Source organism: Mobilicoccus massiliensis, assembly GCF_000826525.2.
Taxonomy (GTDB): Bacteria; Actinomycetota; Actinomycetes; order Actinomycetales; family Dermatophilaceae; genus Mobilicoccus; species Mobilicoccus massiliensis.
Window position 1 is genome coordinate 74346 of sequence record NZ_LN651331.1, and the last position, 20097, is coordinate 94442.

18 protein-coding genes are annotated in these 20097 nt (G+C 71.1%); 13 read left to right on the forward strand and 5 right to left on the reverse strand.

Going from position 1 to position 20097, the window contains the following annotated elements; all coding sequences use genetic code 11:
- Nucleotides 1–44: 44 nt before the first annotated feature.
- Complete coding sequence (locus tag BN1197_RS13260) at nucleotides 45–1280, reverse strand: arginine deiminase (RefSeq protein WP_040160515.1); 1236 nt, start codon at nucleotides 1278–1280, stop codon at nucleotides 45–47.
- A gap of 403 nt (nucleotides 1281–1683) precedes the next feature.
- On the opposite strand from BN1197_RS13260, the gene deoC reads away from it, so the two are divergent.
- The gene (gene deoC, locus BN1197_RS13265; protein WP_040161218.1) at nucleotides 1684–2364 is read left to right on the forward strand and encodes a deoxyribose-phosphate aldolase; all 681 of its coding nucleotides are present in this window, start codon (nucleotides 1684–1686) and stop codon (nucleotides 2362–2364) included.
- Nucleotides 2365–2407: 43 nt separating this feature from the next.
- On the opposite strand, the gene amrS is transcribed toward deoC, so the two are convergent.
- The 4 genes from amrS to BN1197_RS13285 form a co-directional block, all read right to left on the reverse strand.
- Nucleotides 2408–3544, reverse strand: a complete 1137-nt coding sequence (amrS, locus tag BN1197_RS13270) for an AmmeMemoRadiSam system radical SAM enzyme (protein ID WP_082043895.1) — start codon at nucleotides 3542–3544, stop codon at nucleotides 2408–2410.
- Nucleotides 3545–3610: 66 nt separating this feature from the next.
- Nucleotides 3611–4270, reverse strand: coding sequence for an AmmeMemoRadiSam system protein A (gene amrA, locus BN1197_RS13275; RefSeq protein ID WP_052466732.1), 660 nt, complete (start codon nucleotides 4268–4270; stop codon nucleotides 3611–3613).
- Nucleotides 4267–5094, reverse strand: a complete 828-nt coding sequence (amrB, locus tag BN1197_RS13280; protein WP_040161225.1) for an AmmeMemoRadiSam system protein B — start codon at nucleotides 5092–5094, stop codon at nucleotides 4267–4269. The genes amrA and amrB overlap by 4 nt, the downstream gene beginning before the upstream one ends.
- 859 nt (nucleotides 5095–5953) lie before the next feature.
- On the reverse strand, nucleotides 5954–7252 hold the full coding sequence (locus tag BN1197_RS13285; protein ID WP_040160517.1) for an NAD(P)/FAD-dependent oxidoreductase: 1299 nt from the start codon (nucleotides 7250–7252) through the stop codon (nucleotides 5954–5956).
- A 314-nt stretch (nucleotides 7253–7566) separates the two neighbouring features.
- On the opposite strand from BN1197_RS13285, the gene pyrR reads away from it, so the two are divergent.
- From pyrR to rpoZ, 12 genes are all read left to right on the forward strand, one after another.
- The gene (pyrR, locus tag BN1197_RS13290) at nucleotides 7567–8091 is read left to right on the forward strand and encodes a bifunctional pyr operon transcriptional regulator/uracil phosphoribosyltransferase PyrR (RefSeq protein WP_040160519.1); all 525 of its coding nucleotides are present in this window, start codon (nucleotides 7567–7569) and stop codon (nucleotides 8089–8091) included.
- The gene (locus tag BN1197_RS13295) at nucleotides 8091–9098 is read left to right on the forward strand and encodes an aspartate carbamoyltransferase catalytic subunit (RefSeq protein WP_040160521.1); all 1008 of its coding nucleotides are present in this window, start codon (nucleotides 8091–8093) and stop codon (nucleotides 9096–9098) included. Before pyrR ends, BN1197_RS13295 begins: the two co-directional genes overlap by 1 nt.
- The gene (locus BN1197_RS13300; protein WP_040160525.1) at nucleotides 9095–10432 is read left to right on the forward strand and encodes a dihydroorotase; all 1338 of its coding nucleotides are present in this window, start codon (nucleotides 9095–9097) and stop codon (nucleotides 10430–10432) included. Before BN1197_RS13295 ends, BN1197_RS13300 begins: the two co-directional genes overlap by 4 nt.
- A complete protein-coding gene (gene carA, locus BN1197_RS13305) occupies nucleotides 10429–11586 on the forward strand; it encodes a glutamine-hydrolyzing carbamoyl-phosphate synthase small subunit (RefSeq protein ID WP_040160529.1) in 1158 nt (385 codons plus the stop codon). Before BN1197_RS13300 ends, carA begins: the two co-directional genes overlap by 4 nt.
- Nucleotides 11586–14927: a carbamoyl-phosphate synthase large subunit gene (gene carB, locus BN1197_RS13310; protein WP_040160531.1), complete on the forward strand. Its 3342-nt coding sequence runs from the start codon at nucleotides 11586–11588 to the stop codon at nucleotides 14925–14927. The genes carA and carB overlap by 1 nt, the downstream gene beginning before the upstream one ends.
- Nucleotides 14924–16126, forward strand: a complete 1203-nt coding sequence (locus BN1197_RS13315) for a dihydroorotate dehydrogenase electron transfer subunit (protein WP_082043897.1) — start codon at nucleotides 14924–14926, stop codon at nucleotides 16124–16126. The genes carB and BN1197_RS13315 overlap by 4 nt, the downstream gene beginning before the upstream one ends.
- A complete protein-coding gene (locus BN1197_RS13320) occupies nucleotides 16126–17247 on the forward strand; it encodes a dihydroorotate dehydrogenase (RefSeq protein ID WP_082043898.1) in 1122 nt (373 codons plus the stop codon). Before BN1197_RS13315 ends, BN1197_RS13320 begins: the two co-directional genes overlap by 1 nt.
- 38 nt (nucleotides 17248–17285) lie before the next feature.
- Nucleotides 17286–18152 (forward strand): orotidine-5'-phosphate decarboxylase, encoded by an 867-nt coding sequence (gene pyrF, locus BN1197_RS13325; RefSeq protein WP_040160532.1) that lies wholly within the window; start codon nucleotides 17286–17288, stop codon nucleotides 18150–18152.
- Nucleotides 18149–18658 (forward strand): chorismate mutase, encoded by a 510-nt coding sequence (locus BN1197_RS17875; protein WP_390622723.1) that lies wholly within the window; start codon nucleotides 18149–18151, stop codon nucleotides 18656–18658. Before pyrF ends, BN1197_RS17875 begins: the two co-directional genes overlap by 4 nt.
- Nucleotides 18659–18827: 169 nt before the next feature.
- Nucleotides 18828–19145 (forward strand): integration host factor, actinobacterial type, encoded by a 318-nt coding sequence (mihF, locus tag BN1197_RS13335; protein ID WP_040160534.1) that lies wholly within the window; start codon nucleotides 18828–18830, stop codon nucleotides 19143–19145.
- Nucleotides 19142–19822, forward strand: coding sequence for a guanylate kinase (gmk, locus tag BN1197_RS13340; RefSeq protein ID WP_082043899.1), 681 nt, complete (start codon nucleotides 19142–19144; stop codon nucleotides 19820–19822). Before mihF ends, gmk begins: the two co-directional genes overlap by 4 nt.
- Complete coding sequence (gene rpoZ / locus BN1197_RS13345; RefSeq protein WP_040160536.1) at nucleotides 19819–20082, forward strand: DNA-directed RNA polymerase subunit omega; 264 nt, start codon at nucleotides 19819–19821, stop codon at nucleotides 20080–20082. Before gmk ends, rpoZ begins: the two co-directional genes overlap by 4 nt.
- Nucleotides 20083–20097 lie beyond the last annotated feature (15 nt).

The window sequence follows — 20097 nt, forward strand, 5'->3', positions numbered from 1 at the left end:
ACCGGCCGCCCCGATCGACGCCGGACGGGTCGTAGCCCGAGGGCTCAGATGTCGTCCCGCTCGATGGGGCAGCTCATGCACCGGGGTCCGCCGCGGCCGCGGCCGAGCTCGCCACCGGAGATCGTGTGCACCTCGACGCCGTTCTCCTCCAGGTAGGCGTTCGTGACCGTGTTGCGCTCGTAGGCGATGACCACCCCCGGACGCACCGCGAGGACGTTGCAGCCGTCGTCCCACTGCTCGCGCTCGGCGTTGCCCAGCGGCTGCGGTGCGGTCAGCGTGCGGATCTCGTCGACCTCGAGCGCGTCCGCGATGACGCGGTGCATGTCCTCGGGGGCGTGCTCGGTGACGCGGAAGCCGTGCTCGGCGTCGTCGGGCTCGAGGGTGTAGCTGCGCAGCATGCCGAGGCCGGCGTACTTGGTGAAGGAGTGATCGTCGACCATCGACATCACGGTGTCGAGGTGCATGACCGCCCGGTACTTGGGCATCTGCAGCCCGACGACCCGGCGGGCGGCTCCGCGCTTGAACAACTGCTGGGCGAGACGCTCGACGGCCTGCGGGGTGGTGCGTTCGCTCATGCCGACGAGTACGGCGCCGTGGCCGATGACGTGCACGTCACCGCCCTCCATCGTCGCCAGACCGGTGCCGAGACCGCCGCCCCAGTACTCGAACGGCGTATCGGTCTTCGACAGCTCCGGGTGGTAGCGGTAGATCGCCTCGTAGTTCATCGACTCCCGCATGCGGGCCACCATGCGCATCGAGTTGACCGAGACCCCGCCGTACACCCAGCACGAGGTGTCGCGCGTGAAGAGGTGGTTCGGCAGTGGCGCGAGCAGGTAGTCGCTGCCGGCGTGCGTCTTGAGCACCATCGACTGCGGGTCCGTGTCGACGCGCCGGAGCGCCTCCTCCTTGCTCAGGCCACCGATGAGCACTCCGGAGAGCTCCGCGCTCGACATGCCGTCGAGGATCGACATCAGGGGGTCGATCGCCGCCGGGCCGAACACCTGGGAGTCGAGCAGGCTCGTGAGCAGGTACTCACGAGCGCCCGGCACGTCCATCGTCTCGGTGAGGAGCCGCTCGAGGTAGAGCACCTCGACGCCGAGGCCGCGGAGGAGGTCGGCGAACTCGTCGTGCTCCTCCTGGGCGCGCGGCACCCACGGCAGCTCGTCGAAGAGCAGCGCGTCCTTGTTGGACGGCGTGAGCCGCGCGAGCTCGATCCCCGGGCGATGGAGGATGACCCGTCGGAGCTGCCCGACCTCCGATCCGACGTACGCCTTGCTCATGTGAGGCACCCTTCTCTCGACCGTCACCGGGCGAGGGCGTGGAGCGGGCGTGGAGTGTCGTTCTCGCGTGTTCTCGCGCGCCACCCGGCGTGTGCCACGCGGGGGAAGAGCGTCCCGTCCACCCGCGTGTTCACCCGGGACGCTAGACCTCGCGCAGCCGGCTCGTGGGGCGTTCGACGAGGTCAGCGCGGGTAGGGCGAGTGATCATGCGGTCCGAACCCAGGACCCGCTGTGCACTGTCGATGGTTATGCAGAGTGCGGCATGGCTTTCACGGTGACGTCGGTCACGTCGCCCCTCCGGCGTCCCGGTGACGCGGTGGACGCCGCGGCGATCGCCGGCGTCGGTAGGGTCGGATGGCGGTCGCCGATCGCGGCCGCGCCGTCGACGCCGAGGAGTTCCGTCGTGCCCAGCCGCCGCGAGGTCGCCCGCCTCGTCGATCACACGCTCCTCACGCCCGAGGCCACCCACCGGCAGGTCGCCGACGTGGCCGCGGAGGCGGGTGAGCTCGGCGCCTTCGCCGTCTGTGTCTCGCCGTCGAGGCTGCCGGTCGAGGCGCCCGCGGGCGTGCGCGTCGCCGCCGTGTGCGGGTTTCCCACCGGCGCCCACGCTCCCGAGATCAAGGCCGCCGAGGCGGCGCGAGCCGTGAGCGACGACGCCGACGAGATCGACATGGTCGTCGACCTCGGGCTCGTGCGAGAGGGCCGGTTCGCGGAGGTCGAGCGGGAGATCCGCGCGGTCCGCGACGTGTGCCCGCCGGCGGGGGAGCGCCCGGTGCTGCTCAAGGTCATCATCGAATCGGCCGCGCTCACCGACGCGGAGATCGTCGCCTGCTGTGAGGCGGCCGAGCGAGCGGGCGCCGACTTCGTCAAGACCTCCACCGGGTTCCACCCCGCGGGCGGTGCGAGCGTCCACGCCGTCGCCCTCATGCGCCGCACGGTCGGCGACCGGCTCGGAGTCAAGGCCTCCGGCGGCATCCGTACCGCCGAGGCCGCGCTCGCGATGATCGACGCCGGCGCGACCCGCCTCGGGCTGTCCGGCACCCGCGCCGTGCTCGACGGACTGCCGGACGACGACGCGTCCTGACGGTCGGACTCAGCGGTGCCTCCGCAGCCGTAGGGCACCAGCCTCAGACCGGCCGGATCGCGATCGGGATACGTCGGGGGCCGAAGTCGCCGGGCTCGGGCTCGAAACGCCCGGCGATGACCGTGGCGGATTCGGGGCAGTGCCCGACTCCGTCCGCGTCGACGACGATGCGGTGATCGAGCAGCCGATAGCGGTCGCGCTCGACGACGGTGGCGCCGCAGCCGGGGCAGCGGGTGGCCTCGCCGTCGCGGTTGACGACGTTGCCCGTGTAGACGTAGCGCTCTCCGGCTGCGTGGGCGATGTCGCGGGCGCGGGTCAGGGTCGACAGGGGCGTCGCAGGCACGTCGGGCATCCGGTGGTCGGGGTGGAAGGCCGAGAAGTGATGCGGCACATCCGGGCCCAGCTCACGAACCACCCACTCGCACATCGCGGTGAGCTCCTCGTCGGAGTCGTTGCTGCCCGGGATGAGCAGAGTCGTCAGCTCCACCCACACGTCGGTCTCGTGCACGAGGTGGGTGAGGGTGTCGAGCACCGGTTGCAGGCGCGCTCCCGTGAGCTGCCGGTAGAAGGAGTCGCTGAAACCCTTGAGGTCGACGTTCGCGGCATCCATGTGCGAGAAGAAGTCGGTGCGCGCCTCGCCCTGGACGTAACCCGCGGTCACGGCGACGGAGGCGATACCCCGGGCCCGGCACGCGTCGGCGACGTCCATGCCGTACTCGGCGAAGATCACCGGGTCGTTGTACGTGAGCGCGACGCTGCGACACCCCCACTCCTGCGCGGCCACGGCGATCGCGTCGGGGCTCGCCTCGGCCGCGAGGGAGTCCATCTGCCGCGAGGTGCTGATCTCGTGGTTCTGGCAGAACTTGCATCCGAGGTTGCAACCGGCGGTGCCGAAGGAGAGCACGCTGGTGCCGGGGAGAAAGTGCGAGAGGGGCTTCTTCTCGATGGGGTCGATGCAGAATCCCGACGAGCGGCCGTAGGTGGTGAGCACCAACTCGTCGCCCGCTCGTGCCCGCACGAAGCAGAACCCGCGCTGGCCCTCCCGGAGGCGGCACTCGCGAGGGCACAGGTCGCACTGCACCCGGCCGTCACCGGTCGTGTGCCAGTAGTGCGCCGGCTGCCCGGTCGGGGTGGGGAGTCCGGCCGCGGCGCCGATGAGGTCGGGGGAGAGGTTCGTCATGGGATTCCTCCCGTTATCCGGGTGATCAGCTGTCAGGTGCTCGACGCCGCGAGGTCGTCGAGGTGGTCAGTGCTGCCGATCGGGGGAGTCGACGAGGTCTACGTCGCCTCCCGGGGTGAGCTCGTGCCACGCGGTGACGGTGTACGTCGACAGGTGCACGTCGTCCCCCCAGTATCCGCGCGGCAGGCGGGCCTTGACCACGAGGTGGTCGAGGAAGTCGCGGGGGTCGGGCACCTGCTCCCACACCTGCGGAAGGAACGTGCCGCGGTGGCGTCCGGCGGTGAGCACGACCCCGTCGACGTGTGGCCGCAGCGCGCACAGCGCTTCGTCGAGGGTGGCGACCTCGAGCGGTCGCGGGGTCGAGAGCACCGACACCTCGATGCTCGTGCTCGTGAGCTCGTCCCCGGTCATCGCAGGGAATCGCGGATCGCGCACGGCGGCCGAGACGGCGTTCCCGCGCACATCCTCGGCGAGCGATCGGTAGGCCTCCAATGTACCGATACAACCGCGCAGTCGCCCCTGTGCGGTCAGCGTGACGAACGACGCGCCGTCGTCGCGCAGCCACACCGCGTCGAGGTCTGCTCGGGGCCCGCCCTGCGTACTGGCCGGTCCGCCGGAATCCACCCCGAGGTAGGCGCCGAGTTCGGTGCGCGCGAGGTCGACGAGGATGCGCCCCGCATCGGGCGGGAACCCGGCAGGGAGGTGTGCCGTTGCTCGTCCGCTCATCCGGGCTCCTCGAACGTCACCGAGGTGTACCCGACGACCCGGCTCTTGTCTCCGGCCGTGTCACCGGAGTTGCAGGCCTCGATGAGCCGAGGGCGGCGACCGCGACGCCGGGCCTGCAGCAGCATGCCGTTGGTCGGGTGGGCACCGCAGGCGCGTTCGGTGGGGATCGTGTCGTCGTGGTCGAGAATCTGCTCGATCGTCTCCGCGTCGACGCGGCGGGCCTCGTCGTACGGGAGGTAGTGCGAGAGATCGGTGCTGTCGACGACGAGGGTGTCGTCGCCGCCCTCGAGCACGTCGAGGACGTCGGCGACCTGCTGCGGCGTCGTCGCTCCCACCGCGAGGGGCAGCAGCGTGAAGTCGCCGAGCACCTGCTGGAGGAACGGCACGTGCACCTCGAGGGAGTGCTCCTGGGCGTGTGCCGCCACGCTGTCGATCACCTGCGGCAGGGCGGCACGGACGTCGTCGGGAACCGGCTCGACGGGCACCTCACCCAGGGGCGTACGGAACGCTCGACAGCCCGGATGCGCGAGCCCCCGAATCGGCACCCGGTGCACCGGGCCGAGCAGGACGACCCGCTCGACGCGCTTGGTCACCGCGGAATCCGCGACGCGCAGGTACCCGGCTGCGGCCGTGGGCCCGGAGTACACGTATCCCGCGTGGGGGGCGAGCAACACCTTGAGCCGCTCGGGCACCTCCTCGTGGCGGTCGATCGGCACCCGGTCGGCGGCGGCGACGATCATCTCGTCGATCGTGCCCGCGAGCTCGACGGGATCGGCCGGATAGAACAGACCCGCGACGGCGGGTTCACGCACGTCGATACCCATGTCTCCATCGTGGGGTCCGTCTCGACCCGGCGCCAGACGAGCGCTCGAACAGGCGTTTCCACCCGCCCCGCCCGCTCGAACAGGCGTTTTCACCGCAGGAGGCCGGGTGGAAGGGCCTGTTTGAGCGAGGGGGAGGAGACGGGATGCCGCTGACACAGGCGTTTTCACCCGCCTCGGTCGCTCGAACAGGCGGTTTCACCGCAGGAGGCCGGGTGGAAGTGCCTGTCTGAGCGAGGGGGAGGAGACGGGATGCCGCTGACACAGGCGTTTTCACGCGCCTCGGCCGCTCAGACAGGCGCTTTCGCCGCACGAGGTCGGGTTGAAGGGCCTGTTTGAGCGAGGGGGAGGAGGCGGGATGCCGCTGACACAGGCGTTTTCACCCGCCCCGCTCGCTCGAACAGGCGTTTCCACCGCACGAGGCCGGTTGGAAGCGCCTGTCTGAGCGTGGTGATTCCCCCGGGTTCGGGTGGAACCGCCTGTTTGAGCGAGGGGGAGGGGACGGGATGCCGCTGACACAGGCGTTTTCACCCGCCCCGCCCGCTCGAACAGGCATTTTCACCGCACGAGGCCGGTTGGAAGCGCCTGTCTGAGCGTGGTGATTCCCCCGGGTCGGGTGGAAGCGCCTGTCTGAGCGGGGAGGGCGGAGACGGGATGCCGCCGATACAGGTGCTTTCACCCGCTTCGGCCGCTCGAACAGGCGTTTTCACCGCACGGCGCCGGGTGGAAGCGCCTGTTTGAGCGTCTTCAGCCCGTGAAGCCGGTTGGAAGTGCCTGTTTGAGCGTCGTGAAGCCGGGTGGAAGGGCCTGTTCGAGCGTGGTCATGTCCCCGGGTCGGGTGGAAGGGCCTGTTCGAGGGTCGTCATTCCGCCTGGTGGGGCTGGCGGGGGCGGCCGCTGTCGGGGTCGACGGCGGAATCGTCCTCGGCCACGGCGTCGCCGACGATGTTGGTCGCCGACTGGGGCCACGCGAAGTAGCGGAACGCGGTGTTGACCATGGCCTGGAGGCGGTTGCGGCCGCCGAGCAGGGTGGCGAGGTGCACGCCCACCCACAGCGCCCAGGCGGCGAATCCGGTGACCGTGCGTCCGTTGGGGAACTGGACGACGGCGGCGTTGCGGCCGATCGTCGCCATCGTGCCCTTGTCGTCGTACGCGAACGGCGTGGTCTCCTCGCCGCGGTCGGCGGCGATGATCTGCTTGCCGACGTGCGTGCCCATCTGCATCGCCGGCTGCGCGAGCTGCGGCAGCGGACTGTCGGGCTCGACGGCGCAGTCGCCGATCGCCCACATGTCGCGGTGGCCCTTGACCCGCAGGTCGGGCTCCACCTCGATGCGGCCGCCCTTGCCCTGCGGCACGCCCCATTCGGAGACTTCGGGGTGGGCGCCGACGCCGGAGGCCCAGATGACGAGATCGACGCCGAGGGTCGAGCCGTCGGAGAGGTCGACGGAGTCGGGTCGCACCTCCTTGACCGCCGTGCCGAGGCGCACGTCGACGCCGCGCTTGCGGAGTTCGTGCAGCGTGTAGCGCTGCAGCCTGGGCTCGAAGGGGGCCAGCAGCGTGTCGGCCATCTCGGCGAGGATGACGCGCAGGCTGTCCTGGCTGAGCTCGGGGTAGACGACGGGGATCGCCTCGGACTTCATCTCCGCCAGCGTGCCCGCCATCTCGACGCCCGTGGCGCCGCCGCCGACGACGAGCACCGTGAAGTGCTGGCCGTGGTTGGGCTCCGTGGTCATCTGCTCGAGACCGGAGAACAGCAGGTCGCGAACCTGCAGGGCCTCGGCTCGGGAGTAGATCGTGCGCGCGTTCTCGTGGGCGCCGGGGATGTTGAAGAAGTTCGGTCCGGCGCCCTGGGCGAGCACGAGGGTGTCGTACTCGATGGGAGCGCCGCGGTTGGTGAGGACGCGCTTGTTCTCGGCGTCGATCCCGGTGACGGTGGCGCGGCGGAACTTCGTCCTGCCCTTCGAGCGGGAGACGAAGCGGCGCAGTGGGAAGGCGATGTCTCCGGGGTTGAGGCCGCCGGTCGCGACCTGGTACAGCAACGGCTGGAACGTCGTGTAGGGGTGCCGGTCGACGAGCGTGACGTCGTATCCGGCCTTGGCGAGCTCGTGGTACGCGTGCTGGCCGCCGAAGCCCGCTCCGACGATGACGACTCGCTGGCCCATGGATCCTCCTACGGGGTGGGAAAGGGCCGACGTGATGCCGGCTCGTTGCACGCAACCCTAGGCGTGCGTGCGAGATCCGCCACTTGTCGCGGGCACGCCGGCCCCGTGCGCGGGCCCGACCGGAGAGCCGGTAGGCTGCCTCGCGTTCGACGTCCTTTAACCACCGTCCTGTGAGGCGGGGAAGGAGGTCAGGCGCGGTGACGCGACCCGACTCAGCACACACCCCATCGACGAACGAGAAGGGGGCAGAGTCGCTTTCCACCGGCGCCCCCGCCTCCGCATCCTCCGACCGGCCCGAGACGAGCACCCGCGTCGTGCTCGGCGCCGACGAGATCGCTCGTGCGTTGCGACGCATGGCCCACGAGGTGCTCGAGGGCAACAAGGGCGGCGACGACCTCGTCGTCCTCGGCATCCCGACCCGCGGAGTCCCGCTGGCCCGGCGCCTGGCCGCGCTCATGAGCGAGGTCGAGGGCCGCGACATCCCCGTCGGCACCCTCGACGTCACGCTCTACCGCGACGACCTGCGTCGCAATCCCACCCGGCGCATGGAGCCCACGACGATCCCGGCCGAGGGCATCGACGACAAGGTCGTCGTGCTCGCCGACGACGTGCTCTACTCCGGCCGCACGATCCGCGCCGCTCTCGACGCACTCGGCGACATCGGTCGCCCGCGCGCGGTGCGCCTCGCCGTGCTCGTCGACCGCGGACACCGCGACCTGCCCATCCGTGCCGATCACGTGGGCAAGAACCTCCCGACCTCGAGCCGTGAGCGGGTCGATGTGCACCTCGAGGAATACGACGGCCGCGACCAGGTGACGATCTCCGGAGGCGACCGCTGATGAAGCTCGACCACTTCCTCACCGTCGACGGGCTCTCCCGCGACCAGATCACCACGCTGCTCGACACCGCGGTCGAGATGGAGGCCGTCGGGCAGCGCGAGGTCAAGAAGATCCCGGCGCTGCGCGGCGTGACGATCGTCAACGCGTTCTTCGAGGACTCCACGCGCACCAAGATGAGCTTCGACCTCGCGGCCAAGCGACTCTCGGCCGACACGATGGCGTTCTCGGGCAAAGGATCGTCGACCTCCAAGGGCGAGTCGTTGCGCGACACCGTGCTGACGATCGCCGCGATGGGCGTCGACGGGTTCGTCATCCGCCACAAGGGCTCCGGCGCCCCGCAGCGGGCGATGGACTGGACGGGCCTGCCCGTCGTCAACGCCGGCGACGGCATGCACGGCCACCCCACCCAGGCCCTGCTCGACGCCTACTCGATGCGCAAGGCGCTCGGTGACCTCGAGGGCAGGCACGTCGCGATCGTCGGTGACCTCTTCCACTCCCGGGTCGTGCGCAGCAACCTCACGTGCCTGCGCACCCTGGGTGCCAAGATGACGCTCGTCGCGCCGCCGACGCTGCTGCCGCAGGGCATCCGCGACTGGCCGAACGTCGACGAGGGCGTCGAGATCACGACCCATCTCGACGACGTCGTCCCGACCGTCGACTCGCTGATGATGCTGCGGGTCCAGCGCGAGCGCATGAGCGGTGGGTTCTTTCCGAGCGAGAACGAGTACACCGAGGGCTGGGGGCTCACGCGCGAGCGTTTGAAGCGCCTTCCCGAGCACGCGGTCATCTGTCACCCCGGCCCGATGAACCGCGGCCTCGAGATCGCCCCGGAGGCGGCCGACCACGCCCGCAGTCTCATCCTCGACCAGGTCAACGCCGGGGTGAGCACGCGCATGGCGGTGCTGTTCCACCTCTTCAGCGGCGGGTCCGACGAGACGCGCGCCCCGGCCGCTCCGGCCGCCACCACAGCCCCCACCACCACGAGCGAGCGCGAGGAGACGAAATGAGCCACGAGACGACCGACGCGCTGCTCATCACCGGGGCCGGCATCCTCGGCGAGGGGCGGCAGGACATCCTCGTCGAGAACGGCGTGATCTCGCAGGTCGGCCAGGGCCTGAACGCCCCCGAGGGCGCTCGCACGATCGACGCCTCGTCCCTCGTGGCGCTGCCCGGGTTCGTCGACCCGCACACGCACCTGCGTGAGCCGGGCCGCGAGGACACCGAGACCATCGCCTCCGGCGCCCGCGCCGCGGCGGCGGGCGGCTACACCGCGGTCATGGCGATGGCCAACACGACCCCGGTCACCGACACGGCGATCGCGGCCGAGTGGGTCTACGACAAGGGGCAGCAGGCGCCGCACGTCGACGTCTTCCCCATCGGCGCGGTGACCAAGGGCCTGCGCGGCGAGGAACTCGCCGAACTCGGACTCATGCACCGCAGCCGCGCGCACGTGCGCATGTTCAGCGACGACGGCAAGTGCGTCCACGACCCGCTCATCATGCGGCGGGCGCTGGAGTACGTCATCGACTTCGGCGGGGTCGTCGCCCAGCACGCGCAGGACCCGCGCCTCGCCCCGCACATGTCCTGCTGCGACGAGGGCCCGTACTCCGGGCGACTGGGCCTGCCGGCGTGGCCCGCGGTGGCCGAGGAGTCGATCGTCGCCCGCGACATCATGCTCGCGAAGACGGCCGGTTCGCGCCTGCACGTCTGCCACGTCTCGACGGCCGGCTCGGTCGAGCTCATCCGCTGGGGCAAGAGCATCGGCGTCGACGTCACCGCCGAGGTGACCCCGCACCACCTCGCACTCACGGTCGCCGAGCTCGAGGGCTACGACAGCGTGTACAAGGTCAACCCGCCGCTGCGTTCGGAGGCCGACGTCGAGGCCCTTCGCGCCGGTCTCGCCGACGGCACGATCGACGTCGTCGGCACCGACCACGCCCCGCACGGTCTGGCCGACAAGCAGCACGACTTCGAGATCGCGACGTTCGGCATGCTCGGCCTGGAGACCGCGCTGTCGGTCGTCTCGACCCACCTCGTCGCCACCGGCCGCATGACCTGGGCCGACGTGGCCCAGGCGATGTCGGTGCGCCCGGCCCGGCTCGCGGGTCTCGAGGGCCACGGACGTCCGATCGCGGCGGGGGAGCCGGCGAACATCGCGCTCGTCGACCCGACGGCCACGGTCGTCGTCGACCGCGACGAGAGCGAATCGCTCTCGCGGAACAACCCCTGGCACGGCCGAGAGCTCACGGGCCGGGTCGTCACGACGATCCTGCGCGGAGTTCCGACCTACGTCGACGGGGCCGTCGCCGACCTCGAGCCGGTCGGGGCGCGAGTCCCGTGACCCTCCTCTCCCGCACCCCGGCCGTCCTCGTGCTCGAGGACGGCCGGACGTTCCGCGGCGACGCGTACGGGGCCCTGGGCGAGACCGTCGGCGAGGCCGTCTTCTCCACGGGCATGAGCGGTTACCAGGAGACGCTCACCGACCCGAGCTTCCACCGTCAGGTCGTCGTCATGACCGCGCCGCACATCGGCAACACCGGGGTCAACGACGAGGACACCGAGTCCGCCCGCATCTGGGTGAGCGGGTACGTCGTGCGCGACCCTGCGCTGCGGCCCTCGAACTGGCGCAGCCGGCGCACGCTCGAGGACGACCTGCGTGAACAGGGCGTCGTCGGCATCAGCGGCATCGACACCCGCGCCCTCACCCGCCACCTGCGCGAGGCCGGCGCGATGCGGGTCGGGATCTTCTCGGGCCGCGAGCTCTCCGACGACATCGACGGCCTGGTCGCGCACGTCCGCAAGACCCCGGCGATGACCGGCTCGGCCCTCGCCGCCGAGGTGAGCACGCCCGAGGCCTACGTCGTGCCCGCCGAGGGGGAGAAGCGGTTCACCGTGGCCGCGATCGACCTCGGCATCAAGGCCAACACCCCCCGCCTGCTCGCCCACCGCGGCGTCGAGGTGCACGTGCTGCCCCAGACGACGCCGTTCGACGAGATCCGCTCGCTCGGCGTCGACGGCGTGTTCTTCTCCAACGGTCCCGGCGACCCCGCGACCGCAGAGACCGAGGCCGCGCTGCTGCGAGAGGTGCTCGACGCGCGAATCCCGTTCTTCGGCATCTGCTTCGGCAACCAGATCCTCGGCCGGGCTCTCGGGCTCGGCACCTACAAGCTCAAGTACGGGCACCGCGGCATCAACCAGCCGGTGCTCGACCGGGCCACCGGCCGGGTCGAGATCACCGCGCAGAACCACGGGTTCGCCGTGGCATGGCCCAACGAGGAGCTCACGCCGATCGACACGGAGTTCGGGCGCGCCGAAGTGAGCCACATCTGCCTCAACGACAACGTCGTCGAGGGGCTGCGTCTGCTCGACCGCCCGGCGTTCTCGGTGCAGTACCACCCCGAGGCCGCCGCCGGCCCCCACGACAGCGAGTACCTGTTCGACCGGTTCGTCGACCTCATGGCGGACGCCGGCGACGCGACCAGCGAGGACACCTGATGCCCAAGCGCACCGACATCGAGTCCGTCCTCGTCATCGGCTCCGGGCCCATCGTCATCGGCCAGGCCGCCGAGTTCGACTACTCCGGCACCCAGGCCTGCCGTGTGCTGCGCAGCGAGGGCCTGCGGGTCATCCTCGTCAACAGCAACCCGGCGACGATCATGACCGACCCCGAGATCGCCGACGCGACCTACGTCGAACCCATCGAGCCGGGAATCCTCGAGCAGATCATCGCCAAGGAACGTCCCGACGCCGTCCTCGCGACCCTCGGCGGGCAGACCGCGCTCAACGCCGCGATCGCCCTCCACGACAACGGCGTGCTCGAGAAGTACGGCTGTCCGCTCATCGGCGCCAACGTCGAGGCGATCCAGCTCGGCGAGGACCGCGAGGCGTTCAAGGGCGTCGTCGAACGCTGCGGCGCCGAATCGGCCCGCAGCCGCATCTGTCACACGATGGATGAGGTGTGGGCGGCGGCCGAGCAGCTCGGCTACCCCATGGTCGTGCGGCCGAGCTTCACGATGGGCGGCCTCGGCTCCGGGTTCGCGCACACCCCCGAGGACCTCGAACGCTACGCCGGCGCCGGGCTGCACGACTCGCCGACCAACTCCGTGCTGCTCGAGGAATCGATCCTCGGGTGGAAGGAGTACGAGCTCGAGGTCATGCGTGACCACGCCGACAACGTCGTCATCGTGTGCTCGATCGAGAACCTCGATCCGATGGGCGTGCACACCGGCGACTCGATCACGGTCGCGCCCGCCCTCACCCTCACCGACCGCGAGTACCAGAGACTGCGCGACATCGCGATCGCCGTCATCCGAGAGGTGGGCGTCGACACCGGGGGCTGCAACATCCAGTTCGCGATCGACCCCACGAACGGACGGGTCATCGTCATCGAGATGAACCCCCGGGTCTCCCGCAGCTCGGCGCTCGCGTCCAAGGCCACCGGCTACCCGATCGCCAAGATCGCCGCGAAGATGGCGATCGGCTACACCCTGGACGAGGTGCGCAACGACATCACCGAGTTCACCCCGGCCTCGTTCGAGCCGGCCCTCGACTACGTCGTCGTCAAGGTGCCGCGGTTCGCGTTCGAGAAGTTCCCCGCGGCGGACCCGACGTTGACGACGACGATGAAGTCGGTCGGCGAGGCGATGGCCATCGGCCGCAACTTCACCGAGGCGTTGCAGAAGGCCCTGCGCTCGACCGAGCAGAAGGGCGGCTCGTTCCACTGGCGCCGCGGCGAGCGGCCCGGCCGCGAACAGGCGCGGGCGCTGCTCGAGCAGGCCGTCACCCCGACCGACGGGCGCCTCCTGCTCGTGCAGCAGGCGCTCTGGGGCGGCTGCAGCGTCGAGGAGGTGCACGACGCGACCGGCATCGACCCGTGGTTCCTCGACCAGATCCACTTGCTCGACGAGGTCGCCGAGCACGTGGCCCAGGTCGTCGGCAGCACTCGCACCCTCAGCCCCGAGGTGCTCACCCTCGCCAAACGCCACGGGTTCTCCGACCGTCAGATCGCCGAGATCGCCGGCATGCACGAGACGGTCGTCCGCGGCGTGCGGCACGCCCTCGGCATCCGCCCGGTCTACAAGACCGTCGACACGTGTGCCGCGGAGTTCGCCGCCCGCACCCCGTACCACTACTCCTCCTACGACGAGGAGAACGAGGTCGCGCCGCGCGAGCGACCGGCGGTGATCATCCTCGGCAGCGGCCCGAACCGCATCGGGCAGGGCGTGGAGTTCGACTACTCGTGCGTGCACGCGAGTTTCGCGTTGCGCGGCGCCGGGTTCGACACCGTGATGGTCAACTGCAACCCCGAGACGGTCTCGACCGACTACGACACGAGCTCGCGGCTCTACTTCGAGCCCCTCACGCTCGAGGACGTGCTCGAGGTCGTCCACGTCGAGCAACAGGCCGGCCCGGTCGCCGGCGTCATCGTGCAGCTCGGCGGGCAGACCCCGCTCGGTCTCGCCGCGGCCCTCAAGGACGCCGGGGTGCCGATCGTCGGCACGAGCCCGGAGGCCATCGATCGTGCCGAGGACCGGGGTGCCTTCGGGCGCATCCTCGTCGAGGCCGAGCTCCCCGCACCGCGCCACGGCATCGCCTACGCGCCGGAGGAGGCCGTCGAGATCGCCCGCGGCATCGGCTACCCGGTGCTCGTGCGCCCGAGTTACGTGCTCGGCGGGCGGGGCATGGAGATCGTCTACGACGACGCGACGCTGCGGCGGTACATCGAGAACGCGACCGCCCTCGCGCACGGTGACACCCGCCACCCGGTGCTCATCGACCGGTTCCTCGACGACGCCGTCGAGATCGACGTCGACGTGCTCTACGACGGCCACGACATGTACCTCGGCGGCATCATGGAGCACATCGAGGAGGCCGGCATCCACTCCGGCGACTCCGCCTGCGTGCTGCCGCCGGTCACCCTGGGCCCCGGCGAACTCGAGCGGGTGCGGGAATCGTCACGGCGTCTCGCCGAGGGCATCGGCGTCCACGGCCTGATGAACGTCCAGTTCGCGCTCACCGGCGACGTGCTCTACGTGCTCGAGGCCAACCCGCGTGCCTCCCGCACCGTGCCGTTCGTCGCCAAGGCGACCGGGGTGCCCATCGCCAAGGCCGCGGCCCGGATCATGCTCGGCGCGACCATCGCCGAGCTGCGGGCCGAAGGGCTCCTGCCCGCCGAGGGCGACGGGGGCCGACTGCCGCTGGAGGCACCGGTCTCGGTCAAGGAGGCGATCCTGCCGTTCAAGCGGTTCCGCACCGCCGACGGCAGCGTGGTCGACTCGGTGCTGGGCCCCGAGATGCGCTCCACCGGCGAGGTCATGGGCATCGACCACGACTACGGGGCCGCGTTCGCCAAGACGCAGCTCGGCTCGTTGTGGGGTCTGCCCACGAGCGGGCGGATCTTCGTCTCGATGGCCAACCGCGACAAGCGCGCGATGGTGTTCCCGGTCAAGCGACTGGCCGAGCTCGGCTTCGAGATCCTCGCGACGCGCGGCACGGCAGAGGTGTTGCACCGCAACGGAATCTCCTCGACGATCGTGCGCAAGCACGCCGAAGGGCCCGGTCCCGACGGCGAGCCCACGATCGTCGCCCAGATCCTCGCCGGCGACGTCGACATGGTCGTCAACACCCCCGGGACGGGCGACGCGCGACGCGACGGCTACACGATCCGCACCGCGACGACGAGCATGGACCGGCCGATCATCACGACGGTCCAGCAGCTCGGGGCGGCCGTGCACGGCATCGAGGCGTTGCTCGCCGGCGCCGTGTCGGTGGCATCGCTGCAGGAACACGCGCAACGGCTGCGACACGCCGCGGCCACGCAGGAGGAGACGTCATGACCGACCCTGGCACGAGCACGAGCACGAGCACGAGCACGAGCACGAGCACGAGCAGCGACGCCGCCCGCGAACGCGGGGAGAGCGGGGTCCGCCAGGTGGAGGCGCGGGTCGTCGCGACCCGCCGTGAGGGCGCCTACCAGTACATGACGTTCGCCGCTCCCGGCGTTCCCGCCCTCGCCCGGCCGGGGCAGTTCGTCGCGCTCACCGTCGGGGGCGAGACGTCGTCGCTGCTCCTGCGCCGCAGCTTCTCGATCCACGCCGCGAGTCCCGCGAGCGAGGAGGGCGAGGAGGACATCCTCGACCTCGTCATCGCCCCTCATGCACCGGGCACGCAGTGGCTGACGACTCGCGAGATCGGTGACGTCGTCGACCTCGTCGGCCCTCTGGGTCGGCCGTTCCCCATCCCGCGCGAGCGGGTGGCGTGCGTCCTCGTCGGCGGTGGGTACGGCAGCGCGGCGTTGTTCACGCTGGCCATGGCCTTGCGCGACCGCGGCTGCCACGTCGAGCTCGTGCTCGGGGCGGCGACCGAGGACAAACTGTTCGGCGCCTACAAGGCCGACCGGTACGCCGACGCGGTGACGATCACGACCGACGACGGCTCCGCCGGCACCAAGGGTTGGGTGAGCGACGTACTGCCCGAGGTGATCTCGCGCTCGCAGGCCTCCGTGGTGTACGCGTGCGGACCGATGGCGATGCTCGAGTCGGTCGCCCGGGTGGCCGCCGAGGCCGGTGCCGTGAGTCAGCTCGCCGTCGAGGAGGCCATGGCCTGCGGTGTCGGCGTGTGCATGACGTGTGTCCTGCCGGTCGTCGGCAACGACGGCGTCACCCGCATGGTGCGCTCGTGCGTCGAGGGGCCGGTGTTCCGCGGCGACCGACTGCGGTGGGATGCGATCGGAGGAGGCCGTTGCGTGGTGCCCGACGACGCGCTCGGCGCTCCCACGCCGGCCGTGCCCTCGACCCCGGTCGACGGGGGAGTGGAGCTCGACCGCCGGGCCGAGGACCACGACGATCTGGTGTCGGTGCCGACGGGGCTGCCCGACGGCCCGCCGGAGTCGGTCGTGCCCGATCCCCACGCCGCCGGCACCCCCGCAGAGACGGCCGTCGACGAACCGGCCGCCGACGACGGTGATCGGGCGCCGGATGCGCCCCGGAGCGCGGGCGCGACGCAGACCGCGACGAGCACGGAGGACCAGCGCTGATGTTCGAGTGGCTCAAGGGTGAGAAGAAGACCGAGAACGAGGCCGCGGCGGCTCCGGCCCGAGCGGCCGGCAGCACCGCGACGCCGCGTCCCGTTCGTCAGGGCACACCCGGCCGCGGGGAGGAGCCCGGCCGCTCGCGGGATCAGGACCTCGCCGCGGCCCGTGGTGCCGTCGACCTGAGCGTCGACCTCGTGCCTGGCCTCGGTGCCCCGTTGGCGAACCCCGTGATGACCGCGTCGGGATGCGCGGCGAACGGGCGCGAGCTCGACCGGTTCTTCGACGTCTCGACGCTCGGGGCGTTCGTCACGAAGACCGTCATGGCGAACCCGCGCTCCGGCCGCGGCACCCCGCGGATGGCCGAGACCGCGAGCGGCATGCTCAACTCGATCGGGCTGCAGGGCCCCGGCATCGAGGCGTTCTGCGCCCAGGACCTGCCGTGGCTCGCCGAGCGCGGTGTTCGCGTGCTCGTCTCGATCGCCGGCAACGACGCGGAGGAGTTCGCCCACGTCGCCGCGGTGCTGCGCGACTGCGACGCGGCGGCCGCCGTCGCGGGTGTGGAGATCAACATCTCCTGCCCCAACGTCGCCAACCGGGGCCTCGTGTTCAGCTGCGACCCGGCCTCCTCGGCGCAGGTCGTGTCGGCCGTCGCCGCGGAACTGCCCGCGCACTGGCCGACGTTCGCCAAGCTCACGGCCGACGTCACCGACATCGTGGGCATCGCCGGTGCCGCGCTCGACGCGGGCGCCACCGGCCTCACCGCGATCAACACGCTGCTCGGCATCCGCATCGACACCACCCGCATGCGCCCGCACCTCGGCGGCATCACCGGAGGACTCTCCGGCCCGGCGATTCGCCCGGTGGCGGTACGCGCGGTGTGGCAACTGCGGGCCGCGATGCTCGCAGGAGCCCTACCGGTCGCGCCGATCATCGGCGTCGGTGGCATCGCGACGGGGGAGGACGCTCTGGAGTTCCTCGCCGCCGGCGCGAGCGCCGTGCAGGTGGGAACCGTGACCTTCCACGACCCGCAGGCCCCGGCTCGCGTGCGCGACGAGCTCGCCCTCGCCCTCCACCGTCGCGGTCTCGCCTCGGTGCGCGAGGTCGTCGGCGCCGCCCACGGCTGACGACGGCGATCGGACAGCGGCCCACGAGAGGAGCCTTCATGACCCCCCTTACCCCCTTCGGTTCGCGCCTGCGCGCGGCGATGGACACTCACGGCCCGCTGTGTGCGGGGATCGATCCGCACGCCGCCCTCCTGTCCTCGTGGGGCCTGAACGACGACATCGACGGTCTGGCGAGGTTCGCCGCGACCTGCGTCGACGCGTTCGCCGGAACGGTCGCCTGCGTCAAACCGCAGTCGGCGTTCTTCGAGCGCTTCGGGTCGGCGGGCGTCGCGGTGCTCGAGCGGACGCTGAGCGACCTGCGCGAGGCCGGCACCCTGACGATCCTCGACGTCAAGCGAGGTGACATCGGGTCGACGATGGGCGGATACGCCCAGGCCTACCTCGGCCCCGACTCGCCGTTGCGCGCCGACGCGATCACCGTGAGCCCCTACCTCGGCTACGGCTCGCTGCGCCCCGCACTCGACCTCGCCGCTCAGGAGGGGCGCGGGGTGTTCGTCCTCGCCCTCACCTCCAACCCCGAGGGCGCGAGCGTTCAGCACGCGCGTGGCGGCGCCGGCGACGAGTCGGTGGCCGGCTCCGTCGTCGCGGGGGTCACGGCCGACAACGCCGAGGCGGCCGCGCAGGGACGTCTGGGCAGCGTTGGGATGGTCGTCGGGGCGACGATCGGCTCGGCGGTCTCGGATCTCGGCCTCGACCTCGCCGCGGCGAACGCGCCGCTGCTCGCGCCGGGAGTCGGCGCCCAGGGGGCCACGGCGGCCGACCTGCGCACGGTCTTCGGCCCCGCCCTGGGCAACGTCCTCGCCTCGAGCAGCCGGGACGTGCTCTCCGCCGGTCCCGGAGCGGGGGAGCTGCGCGAGCGGGCCCGCCGGGTCGCCGCCGACGTGCGTGCCATGCTGGGCGCGTGACGCCCGACGACCACGCCATGACCTCCTCCGGCGCCTCGACGTCCCCCGAGCCGCCCGTCGGCAAGTCCGCCGACGAAGCCGCCACCGCACTGCCGGCCGAGCTCCTGGAGATCCGGCGCAGCATCGACAACATCGACGCCGCGCTGATCCACCTGCTCGCCGAACGGTTCAGCCACACCCAGCGGGTCGGGCGCCTCAAGGCGCGTCACGGGTTGCCGCCGGCCGACCCGGCGCGCGAGGCGGTGCAGATCGAGCGGCTGCGCTCGCTGGCCGCCGGAGCGCGTCTCGACCCCGACTTCGCCGAGAAGTTCCTCGGGTTCCTCGTCGAGGAGGTCATCCGACACCACCGGGACATCGCCCGCAAGGAGGGCCGTGAGGACGGCGCCGCCGCAACGGGACCCGGGGGAGCCGGTCCTCGCGCGGGGTCGGACGAGTCGTTCCCGGCCGATCCGGCGGCGCCCGATGCGTCCGGGCGTGGTCAGTCGCCGAACTGGACGATCGACTGACTCTGGACAAGCCCCTCGAATCGGGATTTCGGCAGGTGATCGAGTGGTTTCGTTGCACAGGGCCGCTAGATTTGGCTAGGTTCGACCTGACTGGGCTCAGACCTGCGTATGACCTGGACCTGACACACCAGCCGTCCGTTCGACTACTTTTTCGCGCCGAGGAGACAACGTGGCACTTCCCCAGCTGACACCCGAGCAGCGCGCCGAGGCTCTCGAGAAGGCTGCCGTGGCTCGTCGCCAGCGGGCTTCGATCAAGAACGCCCTCAAGACCGGCGAGACGAGCCTCAAGAAGGTCATCGCCGACGGCAAGAAGGACGACGTCATCGGCAAGATGAAGGTCTCCTCGCTGCTCGAGTCCATGCCCGGCGTCGGGCGGGTGCGCGCCCGTCAGATCATGGACGAGGTCGGCATCTCCGAGACGCGGCGCGTGCGTGGCCTCGGCGCCAACCAGATCGCGGCGTTGCTGGAGCGCTTCGGCACCGAGTGATCGCCCAGCCCGCCCCCTCACCGCGTCGCCTCGTCGTCCTCGCCGGTCCCACGGCGGTCGGCAAGGGCGCGGTGAGTTCGTACATCCGCGAACACCACCCCGAGGTGTGGCTGTCGGTCTCCGCGACCACCCGCCCGCCTCGCCCCGGTGAGATCGACGGCCGTCACTACCGGTTCCTCGACGCCGACACCTTCTCCGACATGGTCCGGGCCGGCGAGTTCCTCGAATATGCGGTCGTGCACGGCCGCAACTGGTACGGCACGCCGCGACGGGCCGTGGAGGAGAAGCTCGCCGAGGGCGCTCCGGTGCTCCTCGAGATCGACCTCGCGGGAGCGAGGCAGGTGCGCCGCTCGATGCCCGACGCGCTGTTCGTCTTTCTCGCGCCGCCGAGTTGGGACGAACTCGTGCGCCGCCTGGAGGGCCGCGGCACCGAGGACGCCGACGAGCGGGCCCGCCGGCTCGCCACCGCCAAGGTCGAACTCGCGGCGGCCGACGAGTTCGACATCGTCGTCGTCAACGACGAGGTTCGGCGTGCGGCCGGTGAACTCGTATCATTGATGGACGTCGCGGCCGATCCCGGCCCGCGAGGCGCGGGAACGAGTGTCCCGGACGCCCCGGCGGGCGACGGCCCGCCCGATCACACCGAACGACCACACGAAACGAGACTGCGCACGTGACTGCCACCGCTCCGGCTCCCGAGGGGATCACCAACCCCCCGATCGACGACCTCCTCGAGATCGCCGACTCCAAGTACGCCCTCGTCATCTACGCCGCCAAGCGCGCGCGCCAGATCAACGCGTACTACAGCCAGCTCTCCGAGGGCCTGCTCGAGTACGTCGGGCCCCTCGTCGAGACCGAGATCCACGAGAAGCCGCTGTCGGTGGCCCTGCGTGAGATCAACGACGGCCTGCTCACCTCCACCCCCACCGAGGGCTGAGGTCCACACCGGTGA